The sequence below is a fragment of the Microbacterium elymi genome, from assembly GCF_021582895.2.
GTDB lineage: Bacteria > Actinomycetota > Actinomycetes > Actinomycetales > Microbacteriaceae > Microbacterium > Microbacterium humicola.
Window position 1 is genome coordinate 3,334,564 of sequence record NZ_CP091139.2, and the last position, 20,017, is coordinate 3,354,580.

At 71.4% G+C, this 20,017-nt stretch carries 13 protein-coding genes and 9 pseudogenes; 13 read left to right on the plus strand and 9 right to left on the minus strand.

Annotated elements, in window-relative coordinates; translation table 11 throughout:
• Positions 1 to 47 precede the first annotated feature (47 nt).
• Positions 48 to 1,645 (plus strand): annotated as a pseudogene (locus L2X98_RS18170) (ABC-F family ATP-binding cassette domain-containing protein).
• Between the two features lie 2 nt (positions 1,646 to 1,647).
• Here the strand turns inward: L2X98_RS18170 and L2X98_RS18175 are convergent.
• From L2X98_RS18175 to L2X98_RS18190, 4 genes and pseudogenes are all read right to left on the minus strand, one after another.
• Entirely contained in the window at positions 1,648 to 2,028 is a 381-nt protein-coding gene (locus L2X98_RS18175) for a hypothetical protein (RefSeq protein ID WP_259611807.1), read from the minus strand.
• Positions 2,018 to 2,569: pseudogene (locus tag L2X98_RS18180) on the minus strand (SURF1 family protein); the annotation flags it as partial. The pseudogene L2X98_RS18180 and the gene L2X98_RS18175, both read right to left, overlap by 11 nt.
• Positions 2,566 to 2,811 carry a hypothetical protein gene (locus L2X98_RS18185; protein WP_259613384.1) on the minus strand — a complete coding sequence of 82 codons (246 nt, stop codon included), beginning with the start codon at positions 2,809 to 2,811 and terminating at the stop codon, positions 2,566 to 2,568. The gene L2X98_RS18185 and the pseudogene L2X98_RS18180, both read right to left, overlap by 4 nt.
• A gap of 83 nt (positions 2,812 to 2,894) precedes the next feature.
• Positions 2,895 to 3,368, minus strand: a complete 474-nt coding sequence (locus L2X98_RS18190; protein ID WP_259611808.1) for a DUF3099 domain-containing protein — start codon at positions 3,366 to 3,368, stop codon at positions 2,895 to 2,897.
• An 84-nt stretch (positions 3,369 to 3,452) separates the two neighbouring features.
• On the opposite strand from L2X98_RS18190, the gene fabG reads away from it, so the two are divergent.
• Complete coding sequence (gene fabG / locus L2X98_RS18195; protein WP_259611809.1) at positions 3,453 to 4,163, plus strand: 3-oxoacyl-ACP reductase FabG; 711 nt, start codon at positions 3,453 to 3,455, stop codon at positions 4,161 to 4,163.
• A gap of 90 nt (positions 4,164 to 4,253) precedes the next feature.
• Here the strand turns inward: fabG and serB are convergent.
• Both serB and glgC read right to left on the minus strand, forming a co-directional pair.
• Positions 4,254 to 4,885: pseudogene (gene serB / locus L2X98_RS18200) on the minus strand (phosphoserine phosphatase SerB).
• A gap of 21 nt (positions 4,886 to 4,906) precedes the next feature.
• Positions 4,907 to 6,152, minus strand: a pseudogene (glgC, locus tag L2X98_RS18205) (glucose-1-phosphate adenylyltransferase).
• Positions 6,153 to 6,198: 46 nt separating this feature from the next.
• Here glgC and glgA point away from each other — a divergent pair.
• The 3 genes and pseudogenes from glgA (at position 6,199) to L2X98_RS18220 (ending at position 8,557) form a co-directional block, all read left to right on the plus strand.
• Positions 6,199 to 7,408 (plus strand): annotated as a pseudogene (glgA, locus tag L2X98_RS18210) (glycogen synthase).
• Positions 7,409 to 7,417: 9 nt separating this feature from the next.
• A pseudogene (locus tag L2X98_RS18215) lies at positions 7,418 to 8,216 on the plus strand (ABC transporter ATP-binding protein).
• 86 nt (positions 8,217 to 8,302) lie between these two features.
• Positions 8,303 to 8,557 carry a type B 50S ribosomal protein L31 gene (locus L2X98_RS18220; protein WP_259611810.1) on the plus strand — a complete coding sequence of 85 codons (255 nt, stop codon included), beginning with the start codon at positions 8,303 to 8,305 and terminating at the stop codon, positions 8,555 to 8,557.
• An 83-nt stretch (positions 8,558 to 8,640) separates the two neighbouring features.
• On the opposite strand, the gene L2X98_RS18225 is transcribed toward L2X98_RS18220, so the two are convergent.
• On the minus strand, positions 8,641 to 9,357 hold the full coding sequence (locus L2X98_RS18225) for an exonuclease domain-containing protein (RefSeq protein WP_259611811.1): 717 nt from the start codon (positions 9,355 to 9,357) through the stop codon (positions 8,641 to 8,643).
• A gap of 70 nt (positions 9,358 to 9,427) precedes the next feature.
• On the opposite strand from L2X98_RS18225, the gene L2X98_RS18230 reads away from it, so the two are divergent.
• Together L2X98_RS18230 and L2X98_RS18235 are read left to right on the plus strand one after the other, a co-directional pair.
• Positions 9,428 to 10,084, plus strand: a complete 657-nt coding sequence (locus L2X98_RS18230) for an alpha/beta hydrolase (RefSeq protein WP_259611812.1) — start codon at positions 9,428 to 9,430, stop codon at positions 10,082 to 10,084.
• Complete coding sequence (locus L2X98_RS18235; RefSeq protein ID WP_259611813.1) at positions 10,066 to 10,356, plus strand: alpha/beta fold hydrolase; 291 nt, start codon at positions 10,066 to 10,068, stop codon at positions 10,354 to 10,356. The genes L2X98_RS18230 and L2X98_RS18235 overlap by 19 nt, the downstream gene beginning before the upstream one ends.
• Here the strand turns inward: L2X98_RS18235 and L2X98_RS18240 are convergent.
• Positions 10,311 to 10,784 (minus strand): Lrp/AsnC family transcriptional regulator, encoded by a 474-nt coding sequence (locus L2X98_RS18240; protein WP_259611814.1) that lies wholly within the window; start codon positions 10,782 to 10,784, stop codon positions 10,311 to 10,313. The genes L2X98_RS18235 and L2X98_RS18240 overlap by 46 nt on opposite strands.
• Before the next feature lie 165 nt (positions 10,785 to 10,949).
• Between L2X98_RS18240 and pdhA the strand changes: the two genes are divergently transcribed.
• The 3 genes and pseudogenes from pdhA to L2X98_RS18255 all read left to right on the plus strand — a co-directional run bounded on the left by pdhA (position 10,950) and on the right by L2X98_RS18255 (position 14,535).
• Positions 10,950 to 12,086, plus strand: coding sequence for a pyruvate dehydrogenase (acetyl-transferring) E1 component subunit alpha (gene pdhA / locus L2X98_RS18245; RefSeq protein WP_259611815.1), 1,137 nt, complete (start codon positions 10,950 to 10,952; stop codon positions 12,084 to 12,086).
• Positions 12,083 to 13,094 (plus strand): annotated as a pseudogene (locus L2X98_RS18250) (alpha-ketoacid dehydrogenase subunit beta). The gene pdhA and the pseudogene L2X98_RS18250 overlap by 4 nt, the downstream one beginning before the upstream one ends.
• 49 nt (positions 13,095 to 13,143) lie before the next feature.
• Positions 13,144 to 14,535, plus strand: coding sequence for a dihydrolipoamide acetyltransferase family protein (locus L2X98_RS18255; RefSeq protein ID WP_259611816.1), 1,392 nt, complete (start codon positions 13,144 to 13,146; stop codon positions 14,533 to 14,535).
• Positions 14,536 to 14,555: 20 nt separating this feature from the next.
• Here the strand turns inward: L2X98_RS18255 and L2X98_RS18260 are convergent, their stop codons facing one another.
• Positions 14,556 to 15,152 (minus strand): SACE_7040 family transcriptional regulator, encoded by a 597-nt coding sequence (locus L2X98_RS18260; protein WP_259611817.1) that lies wholly within the window; start codon positions 15,150 to 15,152, stop codon positions 14,556 to 14,558.
• A gap of 73 nt (positions 15,153 to 15,225) precedes the next feature.
• Between L2X98_RS18260 and L2X98_RS18265 the strand changes: the two are divergent.
• From L2X98_RS18265 to L2X98_RS18275, 3 genes and pseudogenes are all read left to right on the plus strand, one after another.
• A pseudogene (locus L2X98_RS18265) lies at positions 15,226 to 16,840 on the plus strand (carboxyl transferase domain-containing protein).
• A 36-nt stretch (positions 16,841 to 16,876) separates the two neighbouring features.
• Positions 16,877 to 18,833, plus strand: a pseudogene (locus L2X98_RS18270) (acetyl/propionyl/methylcrotonyl-CoA carboxylase subunit alpha).
• A gap of 19 nt (positions 18,834 to 18,852) precedes the next feature.
• A complete protein-coding gene (locus L2X98_RS18275; RefSeq protein ID WP_435526290.1) occupies positions 18,853 to 20,013 on the plus strand; it encodes an acyl-CoA dehydrogenase family protein in 1,161 nt (386 codons plus the stop codon).
• Positions 20,014 to 20,017: the final 4 nt, after the last annotated feature.

The following is a 20,017-nucleotide window of genomic DNA, read 5'->3' on the forward strand; positions in this document are numbered from 1 at the left end:
GTGGCTGGCCATTCGGCCGCCTTCCCCGAGAGAACGGACGTTCCGCTGTGCTTGCCGTGCACGACCTCCAGATCCGCGTGGGCGCTCGCACGCTCATGTCGGGCGTGTCGTTCCGCGTGGGCGCCGGCGACAAGATCGGGCTGGTCGGCCGCAACGGCGCCGGCAAGACGACGCTCACCAAGGTGCTCGCCGGCGACGTGCTGCCGTCCGAGGGCAAGGTCGAGCGCACGGGAGAGCTGGGGTACCTGCCGCAGGACCCGCGCTCGGGCGACCCCGACATGCTGGCCCGCACCCGCATCCTGGACGCGCGGGGACTGGGGAGCCTGGCGATCGGCATGCACGAGGCATCCCTCGCGATGGCCGACGACGACGCGGATGCCGCCGCCCGCGCCATGCGCCGCTACGCGAACCTCACCGAGCGGTTCGAGGCCCTGGGCGGCTACGGCGCCGAGGCCGAGGCCGCCACCATCGCGCACAACCTGGCCCTCCCGGACCGGATCCTGGACCAGCCGCTTGCGCACGCTGTCCGGCGGCCAGCGCCGGCGCATCGAGCTGGCGCGCATCCTGTTCTCGGACGCCGAGACGATGATCCTGGACGAGCCGACCAACCACCTCGACGCGGACAGCGTGGTGTGGCTGCGCGAGTTCCTCAAGGGCTACCGCGGCGGGCTGATCGTGATCAGCCACGACGTCGAGCTGGTCGGCGAGACGGTCAACCGGGTGTTCTACCTGGACGCGAACCGTCAGCTCATCGACATCTACAACATGAACTGGCGCAACTACCAGCGGCAGCGGGTCGCCGACGAGGAGCGTCGCAAGAAGGAGCGGGCCAACGCCGAGAAGAAGGCGACCGCGCTCGGCAGCAGGCCGCGAAGTTCGGGGCCAAGGCCACCAAGGCCGCTGCCGCGCACCAGATGGTCGCCCGGGCCGAGAAGCTGCTCAGCGGGCTGGAAGAGGTGCGCCAGGTCGATCGGGTCGCCAAGCTGCGGTTCCCCAAGCCGGCGCCCTGCGGGAAGACTCCGCTGATGGCCTCGGGACTGTCGAAGTCGTACGGATCGCTGGAGATCTTCACGGATGTCGACCTGGCGATCGACCGCGGATCGAAGGTCGTCGTGCTGGGTCTGAACGGCGCGGGGAAGACCACGCGCTGCGCATCCTCGCCGGGGTCGACCAGCCCGACACCGGACAGCTCGAGCCCGGGCACGGCCTGAAGATCGGGTACTACGCGCAGGAGCACGAGAACCTCGACATCTCGCGCACGGTGCTGGAGAACATGATGGGCGCGGCCCCGCACATCACCGCCACCGAGGCGCGCAAGGTGCTCGGATCGTTCCTGTTCACGGGCGACGACGTGCTCAAGCCGGCCGGGGTGCTCTCCGGCGGCGAGAAGACCCGCCTGTCGCTGGCCACGCTGGTGGTCTCGTCGGCGAACATGCTCCTGCTCGACGAGCCGACCAACAACCTCGATCCGGCCTCGCGCGAGGAGATCCTGGACGCGCTCGCGCACTACGAGGGCGCGGTCGTGCTGGTCTCGCACGACGAGGGCGCCGTGATGGCGCTGAACCCCGAGCGCGTGCTCATCCTGCCCGACGGCGTCGAGGACATCTGGGGTCGCGACTACGCGGACCTGGTCGCGCTGGCCTAGCCTCAGCGGCCGGCGCGATCCAGCAGGGCGTCCTCGTCCTGGGAGTCCCGGTCGTCGTGGGCCGCCCGTTTGGCGCGCGCCCGGCGCACGGTCGTCTCGTCGCGCAGCCGCTGCGCGGCCTCGGGATCCGTGACCGCGAGCGCGGCGATGGCCGCGGCATCCTCCGCCTCTTCGCGCCGTGCCCGCCGCTCGGAGCGGATGACGTACCAGATGAAGATGAACCCCATCACCGCGAACATGATCCACTGGATGCCGTACGACAGGAACGGGCCCGGATCGGCCGAGGGCGCCTCGAACGGCTTGCGGCGAGGTCGCCGGAGCGGGATCCTCCGAGACGAGCTGACCGTAGGCGCCCTGATCGAGCGCGGCGCCGTCGGCCCCACCGATCTTCTCGGCGATCAGCGGCAGGTTCACCGAGGGCACCTGCCCCTCGGGGGCGTTCGGTCCGGAGCCGGGCAGCGTCTCGCCCGGCACCAGCCGGGCCACGACGGTCACCGTGCCCGACGGTGCGGACGGGATGCTGTCGGGGGTGGGCTGCCGGTTGCCGGGCAGCTTCCAGCCTCGGTCGACGAGGAACACCCGCCCGTCGTCCATCCGCAGCGGGACGATGATCTCGTACGCGGCCGTGCCCCCGTGCACGCGGTTGCGCACGAGGCTTGCCTGATCGGTCAGATATGTGCCGGTCATCGTCACCGGAAGCCACTTCGCCTCGGCGGGGAGGTGCTCATCGGGTGCGAGCAGGTCGGCCAGCGGCACCGGTGCGGCGTCGTAGTTGCGCGCGATCAGGTCGAGCTGCTCGGTGCGGGCGGCGTTCTTGCTCAGCTGCCAGTGGGAGAGGAACGCGCAGGCGATGGCGAACACGATCGCCACCCCCACGTAGGCGGTCCAGCGCACCGCGGCCGGGGCGGTCTGTCGGCGGCTCATCGGGGCTCCTCGAGGGGGACCGGGTCGGTGACGGGGGGATCGGTCGGCGGCGACGGGAACGGGTGCACCGCGACCGGGAACCGGCGGGAGGCGAGGTAGTCGCGCAGGTACTCGACGTGCTCGTCGCAGGCCAGCCAGATCTTGCGCCGGGCGGCGTCGTGGATGCGCGGGTTGCGCCAGACCACCTGCGCGACCGCCGGCGCACGACAGCCCGCTCGTGCGCACACCTCGACTGCGCGCACGTCGACTGCGCGCACGTCGACTGCGCGCACGTCGACTGCGCGCACGTCGGCATCGGCCGCCTCGCGAGGCGGCACGCGATCGCTCATGACCGCTCGTCCGGCGTGCGCCGCTGTTCGGCCGTCTCCTGGTCGGTCTCGTCCTGCCCGGTCTCGTCCTGCCCGGCCGCGTCCTGCCCGGCCGCGTCCTGCCCGGCCGCGTCCTGCCCGGCCGCGTCGGGCGTCGAGGACGTGACGGCGGGGGTCTCCCGCACGCGGATCACCGGCTCTGCCGGCTCGGTGTCGGGCTTGGCATCGAGGGCGCGTTCGGGGGTCACCGCATCAGTGGTCTTGCTGTCCTGGCCGACGTTGGCCAGCACCACGGCGATGTAGGGGAGGAAGACGGCGCCGACGCCGAACACCCACGTGTACCAGCCGAACGGCTGCACGAACACCATCAGCAGGAAGCAGACCACGCGCACGCCCATGGTGATCAGATAGCGCTGCGAGCGCGCGCCGAGCTCGTCGCGCGGGGGACGCGGCAGAGAGGTCGCCGACTGCGGATGCGAGGAGGTCTTCACGGTGCTCCCAGCCTACGCCGAGTGTGCGGAACGGTCGCCACTAGGCTGGTGCGAGCATCCGACCGAGAACCCCGGGAGTGCCTCATGTCCGCAGACCGCGTCGTCCTCGTCACCGGCGGGAATCGCGGCATCGGCCGCGCCATCGCCGAGCGCTTCGTGGCCGCCGGATACCCGGTGGCCGTGACCGCCCGTTCCGGCCAGGGCCCCGAGGGCACGCTGACGGTGCGTGCGGACGTCACGGACGCCGCGTCCGTCGACGCCGCGTTCAGCGAGGTCGAGCAGCAGCTCGGGCCCGTGGCCGTGGTCGTGGCCAACGCCGGCATCACCAAGGACACCCTTCTGCTGCGCATGACCGAGGACGACTTCGACAGTGTCGTGGACACCAACCTGGGCGGCACGTTCCGCGTGGTCAAGCGGGCATCGAAGGGGATGCTGAAGGCCCGCTGGGGTCGCGTCATCCTCATCTCGTCGGTGGTCGGCCTGTACGGCTCGGCCGGTCAGATCAACTACGCCAGTTCGAAGGCCGGGCTGGTCGGGTTCGCCCGGTCGCTCACCCGCGAGCTGGGCGCCCGCGGCATCACCGCCAACGTCGTGGCCCCCGGCTTCATCGAGACCGAGATGACGGCCGAGCTGCCCGAGGAGAAGAAGGCCGAGTACAAGAAGGCGATCCCCGCCGGACGGTACGCCAGCGCGGACGAGGTCGCCGGCGTCGTGACCTGGCTGGCGTCGGAGGACGCCGCGTACATCTCCGGCGCCGTGATCCCGGTCGACGGCGGACTGGGCATGGGCCACTGACCGGCATTCATCGCGCCGGCACGCCTCGGATCGCGAACCCGTCCGGAGTGAGTCGCCCATCAGCAGCGCGCCCACGAGCCGAGGTCGGCTTCACGGCAGCAGCGGGATGACCTCGCGCAGGTCGACGGGACCGACCACGAGGTCGGCCTGCGCCCGCACTGCGGGCTTCGCGTTGAAGGCGATGCCCAGCCCGGCCGCCGCCATCATCCGCAGGTCGTTCGCGCCGTCGCCGATGGCGATCGTGCGGGCGGGGGCGACATCGTGAGCGGTCGCCCACTCCCGCAGCGCCGCGGCCTTGCCGTCGGCATCCACGATCCGGCCGTCGACCCGCCCGGTCAGCGCGCCCGCGTCCACCTCGAGCCGGTTCGCCCGCCAGACGTCGACGCCGAGCCGCGGCGCGACGGTGTCGAGGATCTCGTGGAAACCGCCCGAGACGACCCCGACGACCCCACCGCGCTCATGCACGGCGGAGATCAGCTCGCGCACGCCGGGCGTCGGCTCGATCCGCGCCAGCACCCGCGTGAACGCCGACACCGGCACCCGCGCAGCGCCTCGACGCGCGAGCGCAGGCTCGCGGCGAAGTCGACCTCGCCGCGCATCGCGGCCTCCGTCGCGGCCGCGACCTCCCGGCCGCGGCCGGCCTCGTCGGCGATGAGTTCGATCACCTCGTTGCGGATGAGCGTGGAATCGGCATCGAGGACGACGAGCAGACGCGCGGGCACCCGTCCACAGTACCGGCGCGGTCAGAGGTCGACGTGCACGCCCTTGCCGACGATGGTGATGCCCGAGTCGGTGACGGTGAAGCCCCGCGACAGGTCGCGTTCGCGGTCCACCCCCACGGTGGCGCCGTCGGCCAGCACCACGTTCTTGTCCAGGATCGCGCGATGCACGCGCGCGCCCTGCCCCACCCGCACATGGTCGAACAGCACCGCATCGGTGATGGTCGAACCGCCGGCGGCGAGCGTCCACGGACCGACGACGCTTGCGCTCCAGGTGGGTGCCGGACAGCACCGAGCCGAGCGAGACGATCGAGTCGATCGCGTTGCCGATCCGGCCGACCGAGTCGCGGACGAACTTCGCCGGCGGCGAGTTCACCGTCTGCGAGTGGATCGGCCAGTCCGTGTTGTAGAGGTTGAACACCGGAAGGGTGGAGATCAGGTCCATGTGCGCGTCGAAGAACGAGTCGATCGTCCCCACATCCCGCCAGTACGACCGGTCGCGTGCGGTCGAGCCGGGGACCTCGTTGAGCTTCATGTCGTAGACGCCGGCCTCGCCGCGGTCCACGAAGTACGGCACGATGTCGCCGCCCATGTCGTGGTTGCTGGTGGGCTCCTCGCCGTCGGTGGTGACGGCCTCGATCAGCGCCTCGGTGTCGAAGATGTAGTTGCCCATCGACGCGATCACCTCGTGCGGCGCGTCGGGCAGGCCGTCCGGGTTCTGCGGCTTCTCCAGGAACCGGCGGATGCGGTCGGGATTGTCCGGGTCGACGTCGATCACGCCGAACTGGTCGGCCAGCGAGATCGGCTGACGGATGCCGGCGACCGTCGCGCGGGCGCCGGAGGCGATGTGCGCGTCCAGCATCTGCTGGAAGTCCATCCGGTACACGTGGTCGGCCCCGATGACGATGACGATGTCGGGCTGCTCGTCGGTGATCAGGTTCAGACTCTGCAGGATCGCGTCGGCGGACCCCGAGAACCAGCGCTTGCCGAGCCGCTGCTGGGCGGGGACCGAGGCGACGTACGAGTCCAGCAGCGCCGACATCCGCCACGTCTGCGACACGTGCCGGTCGAGGCTGTGCGACTTGTACTGGGTGAGCACCACGATCTGTCTCAGGCCCGAGTTGATGAGGTTCGAGATCGCGAAGTCGATGAGTCGGTACTGCCCGCCGAACGGCACCGCGGGCTTGGCCCGATCGGCCGTCAGCGGCATGAGTCGCTTGCCCTCGCCGCCGGCGAGGATGATTCCGAAGACCTTGGGTGCCGCGGGCATGCCACCACACTATGCCCGGGTGCGCGCCTGTACTAGCGTTCGTGACATGCGCGTCGACATCGTCACGAAGGAGTACCCGCCGGAGATCTACGGCGGGGCGGGCGTGCACGTCGCGCAAGCTCGTGAAGGCACTGCGGGCCCGGGACGGCGAAGAGCCGGCACAGGTGCGGGTGCGGGCGTTCGGCGCCTCCCGTGACGAGGAGGGCACGACGTCGTATCCGGTGCCGGACACACTGCGGGAGGCGAACGCGGCGATCCAGACGCTGGGCATCGACCTGGAGATCATCCCGGACGTCGCCGGGGCCGATCTCGTGCATTCGCACACCTGGTACGCGAACTTCGCCGGGCACATCGCCTCGCTGCTGCACGGCATCCCGCACATCATCACCGCGCACAGCCTCGAGCCGCTGCGCCCGTGGAAGAGCGAGCAGCTGGGCGGCGGGTACGCCGTCTCGAGCTTCGTCGAGCGCACCGCCTACGAGTCCGCCGCCGCGATCGTCGCCGTCAGCGACGGCATGCGCTCCGACATCCTGCGCAGCTACCCGTCCCTGGACCCCCGGGCCGTGCGCGTGATCTACAACGGCATCGACGTGGACGAGTGGCATCCCACCGTCGATCCGGAGCTGCTGGCCGCACTCGGAGTCGACGCCGCGCGCCCGTCGGTCGTGTTCGTCGGCCGCATCACCCGGCAGAAGGGACTGCCGCACCTGCTGCGGGCCGTGCGGATGCTGCCGCCCGACGTGCAGGTCGTGCTGTGCGCCGGCGCCCCGGACACTCCCCAGATGATGGCCGAGGTCACCGAGCTGGTGCACGAGCTGCAGGACACCCGCGACGGGGTGATCTGGATCGACCGGATGCTGAGTCGGCACGAGCTGTGCACCGTGCTGACGGCGGCGACCGTGTTCGTGTGCCCGTCGGTGTACGAGCCGCTGGGGATCGTGAATCTCGAGGCGATGGCCTGCGGTGCCGCCGTCGTCGGCACCGCGACGGGCGGCATCCCCGAGGTCGTCATCGACGGGGTCACCGGACGCCTGGTGCCGATCGACCAGTCCGATGACGGCACCGGGACGCCGAACGATCCGGAGCAGTTCGCCGCCGACATGGCGGCCGTGCTGACCGAGGTCGTCCGGGATCCGGAGCGCGCCGCCGCCTACGGCGCCGCCGGACGCGAGCGCGCCGCACGGGACTTCGGCTGGGACACGATCGCCGCCCAGACCGCGGCGCTGTACGCGGAGGTGACCGGCTCCGGCCGTTAGGCTGGTGCCATGGCCCAGGTCCTCGAGTTCTCCGACGTCATCGTCCGCAGGAACGCCCGGAACATCGTCGATCGCGTCGACTGGTCGGTGCATGACAACCAGCGCTGGGTCGTGCTCGGCGCCAACGGCGCAGGCAAGACCACCATCCTGCAGCTGGCGGCCACGCTGCGATCCCACCAGCGGCGCGGTCACGGTCCTGGACGAGCGCCTGGGCCGCACCGACGTGTTCGAGCTGCGCCCGCGGATCGGTTTCGCGTCCTCGGCGATGGCCCGCCGGGTGCCGCCGGAGGAGACCGTGCTGAACGTCGTGATGACGGCGGCGTACTCGGTGCTCGGCCGCTGGAACGAGGCGTACGAGGACATCGACGAGCGCCGCGCGCTGCGGGTGCTCGCCGAGTGGCGGCTCGACCACCTCGCCGACCGCACGTTCGGGACGCTGTCGGAGGGGGAGCAGAAGCGGGTGCAGATCGCCCGGGCGGTGATGACCGACCCCGAGCGCTGCTCCTGGACGAGCCGAGCGCGAGCCTCGATCTCGGCGCACGCGAGGAGCTGCGAGCTGCTGGGCGGCTATGCGCAGGCGCCGACCACGCCGGCGATGGTCATGGTCACCCACCACGTCGAGGAGATCCCGGTCGGATTCACGCACGTGCTGCTGCTCCGGGACGGCGCCGTGATCGCCGCGGGCCCGCTGGAGCAGACCCTGACCGCCGAGAACCTGAGCAGCACGTTCGGCATGCCGATCGTGCTCACCGTCGCGGACGGCCGGTATGCCGCGCGGGCGGCGTCGCAGGATCACGCCGACGACTGATAGAATCGATCCTTGGCGCCCCGGTCGGCGCCACGGCAGGTGCCACGGCACCGCAGATTTCCCTTCCGCACTCGCAAGGAAACCCAATGAAGACTGACATCCACCCCGACTACCACGCCGTCGTGTTCCGCGACCTCGGCTCGGGCGAGACCTTCCTGACCCGTTCGACCGTGGGCAGCGACAAGACCATCGAGCTCGACGGCGTCGAGTACCCCGTCATCGACGTCGAGATCTCGTCCGCGTCGCACCCGTTCTACACGGGCAAGCAGCGCATCATGGACTCGGCCGGCCGCGTCGAGAAGTTCAACCAGCGCTTCAAGGGCTTCGGCGGCGGCAAGTAGTCGTTCTCCCTGCGAAGACCCCGCGCACAGCGGGGTCTTCGTCGTTCCGGGGTGTCACCCCGGAGACCTGCCGTGCGGTCGGGTCAGCGGATGGGCCAGCTGCCGTCCACCGGGTCGGCGGGGTCGATCCGGCCGATCCGCACGAAGTAGTCGGTGAGGCTGTCGGCCTGGTCGCGCGCCCAGCCGATCTGGCGGGTGTGCAGCTCGCCGGCGGATGTCGGCAGCTCGGTGCCGAAGCGCTCGGCCAGGGCCAGTGCGACCCGTCCGGCCGCGACGGCGTCTGCTGCAGCGGCGTGGGCGTCGTCCAGTCGGACCGCATAGTGCTCGGCGACCGCGGCAAGGGTCCGCTTGCCGCGTCGATAGCGGTCCACCGCCTTGTCGAGCACGAGCGGGTCGATCACCGGGGACGGGTCGGCGATCGGGGCGACGCCGTGCCGGATCGCCTCGTGCTTGAGCAGCGAGAAGTCGTACGGCGCGTTGTAGGCCACCACCGGGATCCCCGCCGCGAACAGCCCGCGCAGCGCCGCGGTGATCTCGGCCACCACCTCGCCGGCGGGGCGCCCGTGCGCCCGGGCGTGGGCGGTGCTCACCCCGTGCACGGCGGTCGCGGCATCCGGGATCTCGATGCCGGGGTCGGCCAGCCAGTCCTGCGCGCCCCGTACGGCGCCGGTGTCGTCCAGCACCCCCACATGCGCGGTGACCACGCGGGAGCAGGCGACGTCGATGCCGGTCGTCTCCAGGTCGAAGACGCCCACCCGACGGGACCATTCCGGCGAGTCGAAGAGCGGCAGCATGTCCATGCCGTTCACGGTATGCGCACCCGCCGACATCCGTGATCGCGACGCGCGGCATCGTCCGTAGACTCGACGGGTGAGTGTGGACAGCCCGTACGCCGCGCAGCTGGCGGTCATCCCGGTGCGCCGGCAGGAGGCGGCGGTCGCCGGATCGACCACCGCCTACTGGGTGTACGGACCGGATGACGCCGCCGTGACGATCCTGGCCGTGCACGGATTCCGCGGCGAGCATCACGGGCTCGAGCCGATCGTCGCCCAGCTGCCCGACGTCCGCATCGTCTCGCCGGATCTGCCCGGCTTCGGCGAGACTCCGCCGCTGCCGGGTCGCGCGCACGACCTGGCCGCCTACGTCGACTGGCTCACGGCGTTCGCCGCGCAGGTCGCGCCGGGCGCGGTGGTGCTCGGGCACAGCTTCGGCTCGATCGTGGCCGCCGCCGCCGTCGCGGCCGGGCTGCCGACCCCGCGCCTCATCCTGATCAATCCGATCGGCGCGCCCGCACTGGCCGGTCCGCGCGGCATCCTGACCCGACTGGCGGTCTTCTACTACTGGATGGGGGCGAAGCTGCCCGCCCGGATCGGCGATGCGCTCGCGCAACCGACTGATCGTGCGGGTGATGAGCATCGCCATGGTCAAGACCCGCGACCCGGACCTGCGACGCTTCGTGCACGGCCAGCACGACACCTACTTCTCGCGCTTCGCCGACCGGGACGTGCTTGCGCGAGGCGTTCGTGACCAGCGTCTCGCACGATGTGCGCGAGTCGGCGGCGCGGATCGCGCAGCCCACGCTGCTGATCGCCGCCCAGCGGGACGACATCACGCCGATCGAGAAGGAGCGCGAACTGGCGGAGATCTTCCCGGATGCCGAGCTCGTCGAGATCCCCGAGGTCGGCCACCTCATCCACTACGAGACGCCGCAAGCCGGCCGCCGCGGCGATCCGCCGATTCGTCGGGTAGCGGATCAGGCGGTCTCGCGCGCCATCTCCATCAGGGGCCGCACCCGGTAGCCGATGACCTCGCCCATCACCAGCGACGTCTCGGTGCGCTCGACGCCCTCGATCGCGAGGATGCGGGCATCCGTGTCGAACAGATGCTGCGTGTCGCGGCAGGCCACCCGCACGAGCAGGTCGATCTGGCCGCTCAGCCCGTGCGCCTGCAGCACCTCGGGGATCCGGTGCAGCTCGCCGGTGATGTACGGCAGGTCGGCCTGGCGGACGGTGACGCTGATGAACGCCTCGATCGGGAAGCCCAGCGCGCTCGAGGAGATCGCGCGCTCGTAGGAGAGGAAGACGCCGGACTTGTCCAGCCGCGCCATCCGGGCCTGCACCGTGTTCCGGCTCATCCCGAGCTTGTCGGCCAGGGCGACCACCGTCGCGCGGGGTTCGTGCGAGAGAGTCGCCAGGAGCTCCAGATCGACGCTGTCCAGGTGGGCCATAGTGCGAAACACTAGCACGCCCCAGGTGGGGAAATCTGCGCAACATGCTCAGTGTCTTTTGGGATGCTTGAGCTAGGTGCAAGATCGACGTAGCCTCAGAGCATCCGGCGAAGACGCCGGGCTCATCACGCGGAACGCCCCACGAGGGACCCGCGAGAAGGAGGGATGACGATGGTGCACACCCTGACCCCGGCCGCCGACCTCGAGACGGACATCGACGATGTCGCGCGCCTGCTGACCGCCGGCGGGGAGCGGATCCCCAACGCCGACCTGGACCCCTGGGTCCGCGACGTGGACGCCGCCGCGCTGCGGGCGCTCTACCGCGACATGGTGATCCTGCGGCGCATCGACGCCGAGGGAATGGCCCTGCAGCGCCAGGGGCAGGTGGGCCTGTGGGCGCCCTGCCAGGGCCAGGAGGCCACCCAGATCGGCAGCGCACGCGCACTGCGCGACGACGACTTCGCCTTCCCCAGCTACCGCGAGACCGGCGTGACCTACGCCCGGGGTGCGGGGCCGGAGGGGTACGTCCGCGCCTGGCGCGGCGAGGCCCACTCCAGCTACGACCCGCACGAGATCGGCGCCGCGATTCCGCAGATCATCATCGGCGCGCAGACCCTGCACGCGGTCGGCTACGCCATGGGCATCCAGCGCGACGGAACCGACCAGGTCGTCGCGACCTGGTTCGGCGACGGCGCCACCAGCCAGGGCGACGTGAGCGAGGCGCTCGTGTTCGCCGCCTCGTACGGCTCACCGGTGGTGTTCGTGTGCACGAACAACCAGTACGCGATCAGCGAGCCGGTCGGCGTGCAGGCGCAGGCGCCGATCGCCGGGCGTGCGCCGGGCTTCGGCATCCCGAGCATGCGGGTGGACGGCAACGACGTGCTGGCGGTGTACGCCGCGATGCGGTGGGCGCTGGAGCACGCCCGCAGCGGCAAGGGTCCGGCCTTCATCGAGGCGGTCACCTACCGGATGGGCCCGCACACCACCAGCGACGACCCCACACGGTACCGCGACAAGGACGAGCTGGAGCGCTGGCGCGCCCGCGACCCGCTCGCCCGGGTCGAGGCCTACCTGCGCACCCAGGGCGCGTTCGACGAGGCGTTCGAGGCCGAGGTTGCCGCGGCCTCCGACGAGACGGCCGCCGCCGTGCGCAGCACGTGCCTGGCCATGACGACGGCACCGGCCCTCAGCATCCTCGACGACGTGTACGCCGAGCCGCATGCCGGCCTCGACGAGGAGCGCACGTGGTTCTCGGCCTACCTCGACGGGTTCGCGGATGCCGGGCAGGAGGCCGGACGATGACCGAGCTCACCATGGGGAAGGCCCTGAATGAAGGGCTTGCGCCGCGCGATGCGCGACGACGACAAGGTCCTCATCATGGGGGAGGACATCGGCAAGCTCGGCGGCGTGTTCCGCATCACCGACGGGTTGCAGTCCGAGTTCGGCGCGCAGCGCATCGTCGACACGCCGCTGGCCGAGTCCGGGATCATGGGCACCGCCGTGGGCCTGGCCTACCGCGGGTACCGGCCGGTGGTCGAGATCCAGTTCGACGGCTTCGTCTACCCGGCGTTCGACCAGATCGTCTCGAATGTGGCGAAGCTGCACTACCGCTCGCAGGGCACGGTGAAGATGCCCATCACGATCCGCATCCCGTGGGCGGGCGGCGTGGGCGCCGCCGAGCATCACTCCGAGTCGCCCGAGGCGTACTTCGTGCACACGGCGGGACTGCGGGTGGTCGCCGTCTCGAACCCGCAGGACGCGTACACGGTGCTGCGCCAGGCCATCGCCTGCGACGACCCGGTGGTCTTCTTCGAGCCGAAGCGCCTCTACCACGCCAAGGGCGAGGTCGACCTGGACGGTGACATCGCCGATGCGCCGCCGATGGGACTCGCCCGGGTGGCGCGCCCCGGCGACGACGTGACGCTGCTCACGTACGGCGCGCAGGTGTCCACGGCGATGGATGCCGCCACCGCCGCCGAGGACGAGGGCATCTCGATCGAGGTGATCGATCTGCGCTCGCTGTCTCCGGTGGACTACAAGACCGTGACCGCCTCGGTGCGCAAGACCGGGCGGCTCGTGGTCACGCACGAGGCCGCCCGCGAGGCGGGGATGGGCGCCGAGCTCATCGCCAGCGTCACCGAACGCTGCTTCTACCACCTCGAGACGCCGCCGGTCCGGGTGACGGGATGGGACATCCCGTACCCGCCGGCCAAGCTGGAGAAGCACCACGTGCCCGACCTCGACCGGATCCTCGATGCCGTCGACCGGGTGCTGGACCGCCCGAACAGCCTGACCGGGGTGGAACTGTGACGGGCGTCGGCCCCGGCCGCGAAGCGGCCGCGGAAGGGGGAGCGCTGTGATGGGCCAGGACTTCCGACTTCCCGACCTCGGCGAGGGGCTTCCCGACGCCGAACTGGTGTCGTGGCTGATCGCCGAGGGCGACGAGGTCGCCTTGAACCAGAACATCGCCGAGGTCGAGACCGCCAAGGCCGTCATCGAACTGCCCAGTCCGTTCGCCGGCACCGTGCAGAAGCTGCACCACGCCGCCGGCGACGTGGTCGAGGTCGGCGAGGTGCTCATCACGTTCGGCGGGCAGGATGCGGCGGATGCTGCGGTTGCGGCTTCCGAGGCGACCGCCGAAGGAGAGGAGGAGACCGAGAAGGCCACCCCCAACCTCGTCGGCTACGGCGCCGCACCCCGGCGCTCGGCCCGTCCGCAGCGGCGGACGCGGGTCGCCCGTGCCGACGACGCACGCGGCCCCGACACCGCCGTGCTGGAGGCCGCGCCGCACGACGCGATCGTGGAGCAGCCGCCGGAGCGCCCGATGGAGCGCCCGCGGTCCACACCGCCGGTGCGCAAGCTCGCGAAGGATCTGGGCGTCGATCTCGCGCTCGTGTCGGGCAGCGGACAGGCCGGGCTGATCACGCGCTCCGACGTCGAGGCGTACGCGGCCCGGGTCGGTGTCGCCGACGCGACCGCGGCGGCCGAGGCCGGTCGGGAACGCGCGCAGGCGGCGGATGCGGCATCCGCCCGCGCCGCTCAGGACGGCGATCGCACCACCCGCCGGCCCATCCGCGGCGTGCGCAAGGCCACGGCCGAGGCGATGGTCGCCAGCGCGTTCACCGCACCGCACGTATCGACGTTCCACACCGTCGACGTCACCGCCACGATGCAACTGGTCGCCTCGCTGAAGTCCGACCGCGCGCTGGCCGACCACCGGATCGGCGTGATGGCGATCGCGGCCAAGGCAGTGTGCCTTGCGCTCGGGCGCAACCCGAGCCTGAACGCGAAGTGGGATGCTGCTGCCGGCGAGATCGTCGAGCACCACTATGTGAACCTCGGCATCGCCGCCGCCACCGACCGGGGGCTCATCGTGCCGGTCATCCCGGATGCCGACGCCCTGACGCTGGTCGAGCTCGCGGACGCGATCACCGAGCTCGCGCAGACGGCGCGCTCCGGGAAGACGCCGCCGTCGGCGATGACCGGCGGCACGTTCTCGATCACGAACTTCGGCGTGTTCGGAATCGAGGCGGGCACTCCCATCCTCAACCCGGGCGAAGCCGGAATCCTCGGCCTCGGCTCGGTGCAGCGCCGCCCCTGGGAGCACGAGGGCGGGATCGCCCTGCGCGAGGTCATGACCCTCAGCCTGTCGTTCGACCACCGGCTGGTGGACGGCGCCGAGGGATCGCGGTTCCTCGCCGACGTCGGGAGCATCCTGGTCGAGCCGGGCCGCGCGATGCTGATGCGCTGAGCCCGGACCAGAGCGGGCGTTCAGGCGGCCAGCGCCGCCCGGGCCAGCTGCTCGAGGATCGTCCGGACGTCGTCGTCGGACGGCGCGGAGCGCAGTGCGCGCACGCTGTGCGGCGTGGAGTTGATCAGGCCGAACACGGCGTGCGCGCGCACCCGCAGCTCGGCGTCCGTGCGACCGGGCTCGAGCGTACGCAGCACGCCCACCCACACCTCGACGTACTCGCGCTGCAGTCGGCGCACCCGGTGCCGGTCGGCGTCGGGAAGCGAGGACAGATCGCGGTCCTGCACGCGGATGACGTCGGCGTCGGTGAGCGCGAAGTCGACGTGGAATCGGATCAGCGCGTCCCGGCGGGCCGCGGCATCCGATTCGGCGGCCAGGACCGCGGCTCCGCCGTCGCGCAGGTGCTCGCTGACCCCCACCAGGATGGCGGCCAGCAGCGCCTGCTTGCTGGCGAAGTGGCGGTAGACGGCGGGCCCGCTGATGCCCACGGCGGTGCCGATGTCCTCGAGGCTCACCCCGGTGAAGCCGCGCTCGGCGAACAGCCGGGCCGCTGCGGCGATCAGCTCGGCACGGCGGCGCGACTTGGCGCGCGCGCGGTCGGTGGATGCCGTTGCCATTTCGGTTAGTCCTCGCTAACATTGAAACTCAGTTAGTCCACATTAACAGGACGTGACAGTCGATGGAGATGAGATGAGCGGTCGGGCACCCGCGATCGGCACCGCACCGGCGCATGACGAGGTATTCGAGCGCAACCGCGTCGCCCAGCAGCAGCTGGCGCAGACCCTGCGCGAGCGACTCGCCGTCGCCGCGGTCGGCGGGTCGGAGCGCTCGCGGGAGCGGCACGTCGCCCGCGGCAAGCGCTGCCCGAGACCGGGTGGACCGGCTGCTGGACGAGGGAAGCCCGTTCCTCGAGCTGGCGCCGCTGGCCGCCGACGGTCTCTACGACGGTCAGGCTCCGGCCGCCGGCGTCATCGCCGGGATCGGCCTGGTCCACGGCCGTCAGGTCATGGTTGTGTGCAACGACGCCACAGTCAAGGGCGGCACCTACTACCCGATGACGGTGAAGAAGCACCTGCGCGCGCAGGAGGTGGCGCTTCAGAACCGGCTGCCGTGCATCTACCTCGTCGACTCCGGGGGCGCATTCCTGCCGATGCAGGATGAGGTGTTCCCGGACCGCGACCACTTCGGCCGCATCTTCTACAATCAGGCGCGTCTGTCGGCCGCGCGCATCCCGCAGATCGCCGCCGTGCTCGGATCGTGCACGGCCGGCGGCGCCTACGTGCCGGCGATGAGCGACGAGACGGTCATCGTGCGCAATCAGGGCACCATCTTCCTCGGAGGGCCGCCGCTGGTGAAGGCCGCGATCGGCGAGATCGTCACCGCCGAGGAGCTCGGCGGGGGAGAGCTGCACGCGCGCCGCTCCGGGGTGGTCGACCACCTCGCCGAGGACGACGAACACGCCCTCGAGATCGTGCGCGACATCGTCGCGACGCTGCCGCCGCCCGCCGAGCCGGCCTGGGAGGTGCTGGCGGCCGAGCCGCCGGCCGCCGACCCGGGCGAGCTGTACGGCGTGGTGCCGGTGGATGTGAACCAGCCCTACGACGTGCGCGAGGTGATCGCCCGCCTGGTGGATGCCAGCGAGCTGCACGAGTTCAAGAAGGAGTACGGCACCACGCTGGTCACGGGATTCGCCCGCATCCACGGCCATCCGGTCGGCATCGTGGCCAACAACGGCGTGCTGTTCGGCGAGTCGGCGCAGAAGGGCGCCCACTTCATCGAGCTGTGCGACCAGCGCGGCATCCCGCTGCTGTTCCTGCAGAACATCTCGGGGTTCATGGTGGGGCGGGATGCCGAGGCCGGCGGCATCGCGAAGGACGGCGCCAAGATGGTCACCGCCGTTGCCACCACGCGGGTGCCCAAGCTCACCGTCGTGATCGGCGGATCGTTCGGCGCCGGCAACTACTCGATGTGCGGCCGGGCGTACTCGCCGCGGTTCCTCTGGACCTGGCCGGCGAGCCGCATCTCGGTGATGGGCGGCCCGCAGGCCGCCTCCGTGCTGTCCACCGTCAAGCGCGACCAGTACGAGGCGCGCGGGCAGGAGTGGGATGCCGCGGACCAGACCGCGTTCGAGGCGCCGATCCGTGCGCAGTACGAGGAGCAGGGGAATCCCTACTACGCCACCGCACGTCTGTGGGACGACGGCGTGATCGACCCGGTCGACACCCGCGACCTGCTCGGCCTCGCACTCGATGTCGTCGCCCGTTCGCCCCTGCCCGACCCGCGCTTCGGCGTCTTCCGGATGTGACCCGTGCCGGTCATTGAGCGAGCGAAGCGAGACGAAGTGTTCGACACCGTCCTGGTCGCCAACCGCGGCGAGATCGCACGCCGGGTCATCCGCACCCTGCGGACCCTCGGCATCCGCTCGGTCGCCGTCTACAGCGACGCCGACGCCGCCGCGCCGCATGTGCGCGAGGCCGATGTCGCCGTGCGCATCGGCCCGGCCGCGGCATCCCGCTCGTACCTGGACATCGACGCGATCATCGCCGCCGCCCGCGACACCGGGGCCCAGGCGATCCACCCCGGCTACGGCTTCCTCTCCGAGAACGCCGCGTTCGGTGCCGCATGCGCCGCGGCCGGCATCGTCTTCATCGGGCCCGGCCCGCAGGCGCTGGAGGTCATGGCCGACAAGATCCGCGCCCGGGACCACGTCAGCGCGTCCGGGGTGCCGATCGTGCCGGGCTTCAGCGCCGCCGGCATGACGGACGATCAGATCGCGACCGCCGCTGAACAGGCGGGCTTCCCCCTGCTCATCAAGCCGTCCGCCGGCGGCGGCGGCAAGGGCATGGAGGAGGTCCACTCCGCCGCGCAGATCCCCGACGCCGTGGCCACGGCGCGCCGGGTCGCGAAGGCCGCATTCGGCGACGACACGCTGCTGTTCGAGCGCCTCATCCTGCACCCGCGGCACATCGAGGTGCAGGTGCTCGGCGACGCGCACGGCCGGGTGATCCACCTCGGCGAGCGCGAATGCACGCTCCAGCGTCGGCATCAGAAGGTGATCGAGGAGTCGCCGTCGCCGCTGATCGATGCCACCACGCGCGCCCGTCTGGGCGAGGCGGCCTGTGCGGCCGCGGCATCCGTCGACTACACCGGGGCGGGCACCGTCGAGTTCATCGTGTCGGCCGACCGCCCCGACGAGTTCTTCTTCATGGAGATGAACACCCGCCTTCAGGTCGAGCATCCGGTCACCGAAGCGGTCACCGGCATCGACCTGGTCGAGCAAGAGCTGCGCATCGCGGCCGGACTGCCGCTCACCCTCGGCGAGATCACACCGACCGGGCATGCCATCGAGGCGCGCGTGTACGCCGAGAGCCCGGCCCGCGGGTTCCTGCCGGCCACCGGAGACGTGCTGCGGTGGGAGCCGGCCTCCGGGCCCTCTGCGGGCACCGTCCGGACGGATGCCGCGGTCGAGACCGGCAGCACCGTCGGGGCCGAGTACGACCCGATGATCGCGAAGGTCATCGCCCACGCAGCCGGCCGCGCCGACGCCCTCGCGCAAGCTGGACGCCGCGCTGGCCGACACGGTGCTGTTCGGGGTGGAATCCAACATCGACTTCCTCCGCACGCTGATCGCCGACCCGGCCGTGCAGGCCGGGACCATGGACACCGGACTGATCGACCGGATGCCGCCCTTCGTCGATCCCGCCCCGACGACCGCGGCGCTGGCTCCGGCCGCACGGGTCGCAGCCGCCGGGGACACCGCATCCCCGGCACCGCCGCACGCCTCGGCGCTGTGGCGGGCCCGCTCGGGCTGGCGGATGGGTGCGGATGCCGCGGCACCCACGATCCGGTTCCGGACGGCTGCGGGTGAGGTCGTCGTGACCCGCTTGCGCCCCGCGACGGCCGGGGCCGCGCCCGGCGCCGGCGGCATCGACCGAGCAGGCGAGGCGGAATGCGCTCCGGACGGCATCGTCTGGGTGCATGCGGACGGCGTCACCAGCGCGCTCGAGCCCGTCACCCGCCGCCAGGCCATGGAGCGTCGCCTCGCCCAGCGCGAGCGGGCGGATGCGGCATCCGACCCGGAGCTGCGCGCCCCCATGCCCGGCGCCGTCGCGGCCGTCCACGTCGCCGACGGTGCGCGGGTGGTCACCGGCGACCGGATCATCACCATCGAGGCGATGAAGATGGAGCATCCGCTGGCCGCCCCGCACGACGGCATCGTGACGCTGGCGGCCGCCGCCGGCGACCAGGTGCGCCGCGACCAGGTGCTGGCTCGCGTCACCCCCGAATCCACCGAATGAACGCCGAATGAAGGACACCATGGACACCTACTCCTCTTACGACGTCAGCGACGACGAGCGCGAGCTGGCCGGCCTGGTGCGCGGGTTCGCGGACGACGTCATCGCCCCGATCGCCTACGAGGCCGACCGCACCCATACGCTGCCGCTGGACGTGGTCGCGCAGATGGGCGAACTGGGGCTGTTCGGTCTGCCGTTCCCGGAGGAGTACGGCGGGCAGGGCGGCACGTACTTCGCGCTCTGCCTGGCCATCGAAGCCATCGGCCGGGTCGACCAGTCGCTGGCGATCACGCTCGAGGCCGGCGTGAGCCTCGGCGCGATGCCCGTATTCCGATTCGGGAATGAATCGCAGAAGCAGGAGCTGCTGCCCGACCTGCTGGCGGCCCGTGCGCTGGCCGGCTTCGGCCTGACCGAGCCGGAGGCCGGCTCGGATGCCGGGGCCACCCGCACGAACGCGCACCTGGACGGCGGGGAATGGGTGATCAACGGCGCCAAGCAGTTCATCACGAACTCGGGCACGGCCATCACGCGGTTCGTCACCGTCACCGCCGTCACCGGCGAGCAGGACGGTCGCAAGCAGATCTCCACCATCGTCGTCCCGAACGGCACGCCCGGGTTCACCGTCGAGCCGGCCTACGACAAGGTGGGGTGGCGCGCGTCCGACACGCACCCGCTCACGTTCACCGATGCGCGGGTGCCCGAGGGCAATCTGCTCGGCGAACGGGGCCGAGGGTTCGCGAACTTCCTGCACATCCTGGACGAGGGGCGCATCGCGATCGCCGCGCTGTCCACCGGGGCGGCCGAGGGCTGCGTGCAGGCGGCCACCGAGTATGCGCACTCGCGCACGGTGTTCGGCGAGCAGCTGGCGACCCGGCAGGCCATCCAGTTCATGATCGCGCGGATGCACGCCCGGGTGCACACCGCCCGGCTCGCCTGGCACCACGCGGCCCGGCTGCGCGACGCGGGCAAGCCGTTCAAGACCGAGGCCGCCGTCGCGAAGCTCACCGCGAGCGACGCGGCGATGGACAACGCGCGCGACGCCACCCAGATCTTCGGCGGCAACGGGTTCATGAACGAGTACCCGGTGGCGCGGCACTACCGCGACTCGAAGATCCTCGAGATCGGCGAGGGCACCACCGAGGTGCAGCTGCTGGTCATCGCCCGCGCGCTCGGGCTAGCGTGACGGT

Bases quoted from the DNA above. Each gene is read 5' to 3' on its own strand.
- L2X98_RS18225 (WP_259611811.1), bottom strand. From the start codon at position 9,357: ATGGACATGCTGCCGCTCTTCGACTCGCCGGAATGGTCCCGTCGGGTG.
- L2X98_RS18240 (WP_259611814.1), bottom strand. From the start codon at position 10,784: ATGGCCCACCTGGACAGCGTCGATCTGGAGCTCCTGGCGACTCTCTCG.
- pdhA (WP_259611815.1), top strand. From the start codon at position 10,950: ATGACGATGGTGCACACCCTGACCCCGGCCGCCGACCTCGAGACGGAC.
- L2X98_RS18275 (WP_435526290.1), top strand. From the start codon at position 18,853: ATGGACACCTACTCCTCTTACGACGTCAGCGACGACGAGCGCGAGCTG.
- fabG (WP_259611809.1), top strand. From the start codon at position 3,453: ATGTCCGCAGACCGCGTCGTCCTCGTCACCGGCGGGAATCGCGGCATC.
- L2X98_RS18255 (WP_259611816.1), top strand. From the start codon at position 13,144: ATGGGCCAGGACTTCCGACTTCCCGACCTCGGCGAGGGGCTTCCCGAC.
- L2X98_RS18260 (WP_259611817.1), bottom strand. From the start codon at position 15,152: ATGGCAACGGCATCCACCGACCGCGCGCGCGCCAAGTCGCGCCGCCGT.
- L2X98_RS18220 (WP_259611810.1), top strand. From the start codon at position 8,303: ATGAAGACTGACATCCACCCCGACTACCACGCCGTCGTGTTCCGCGAC.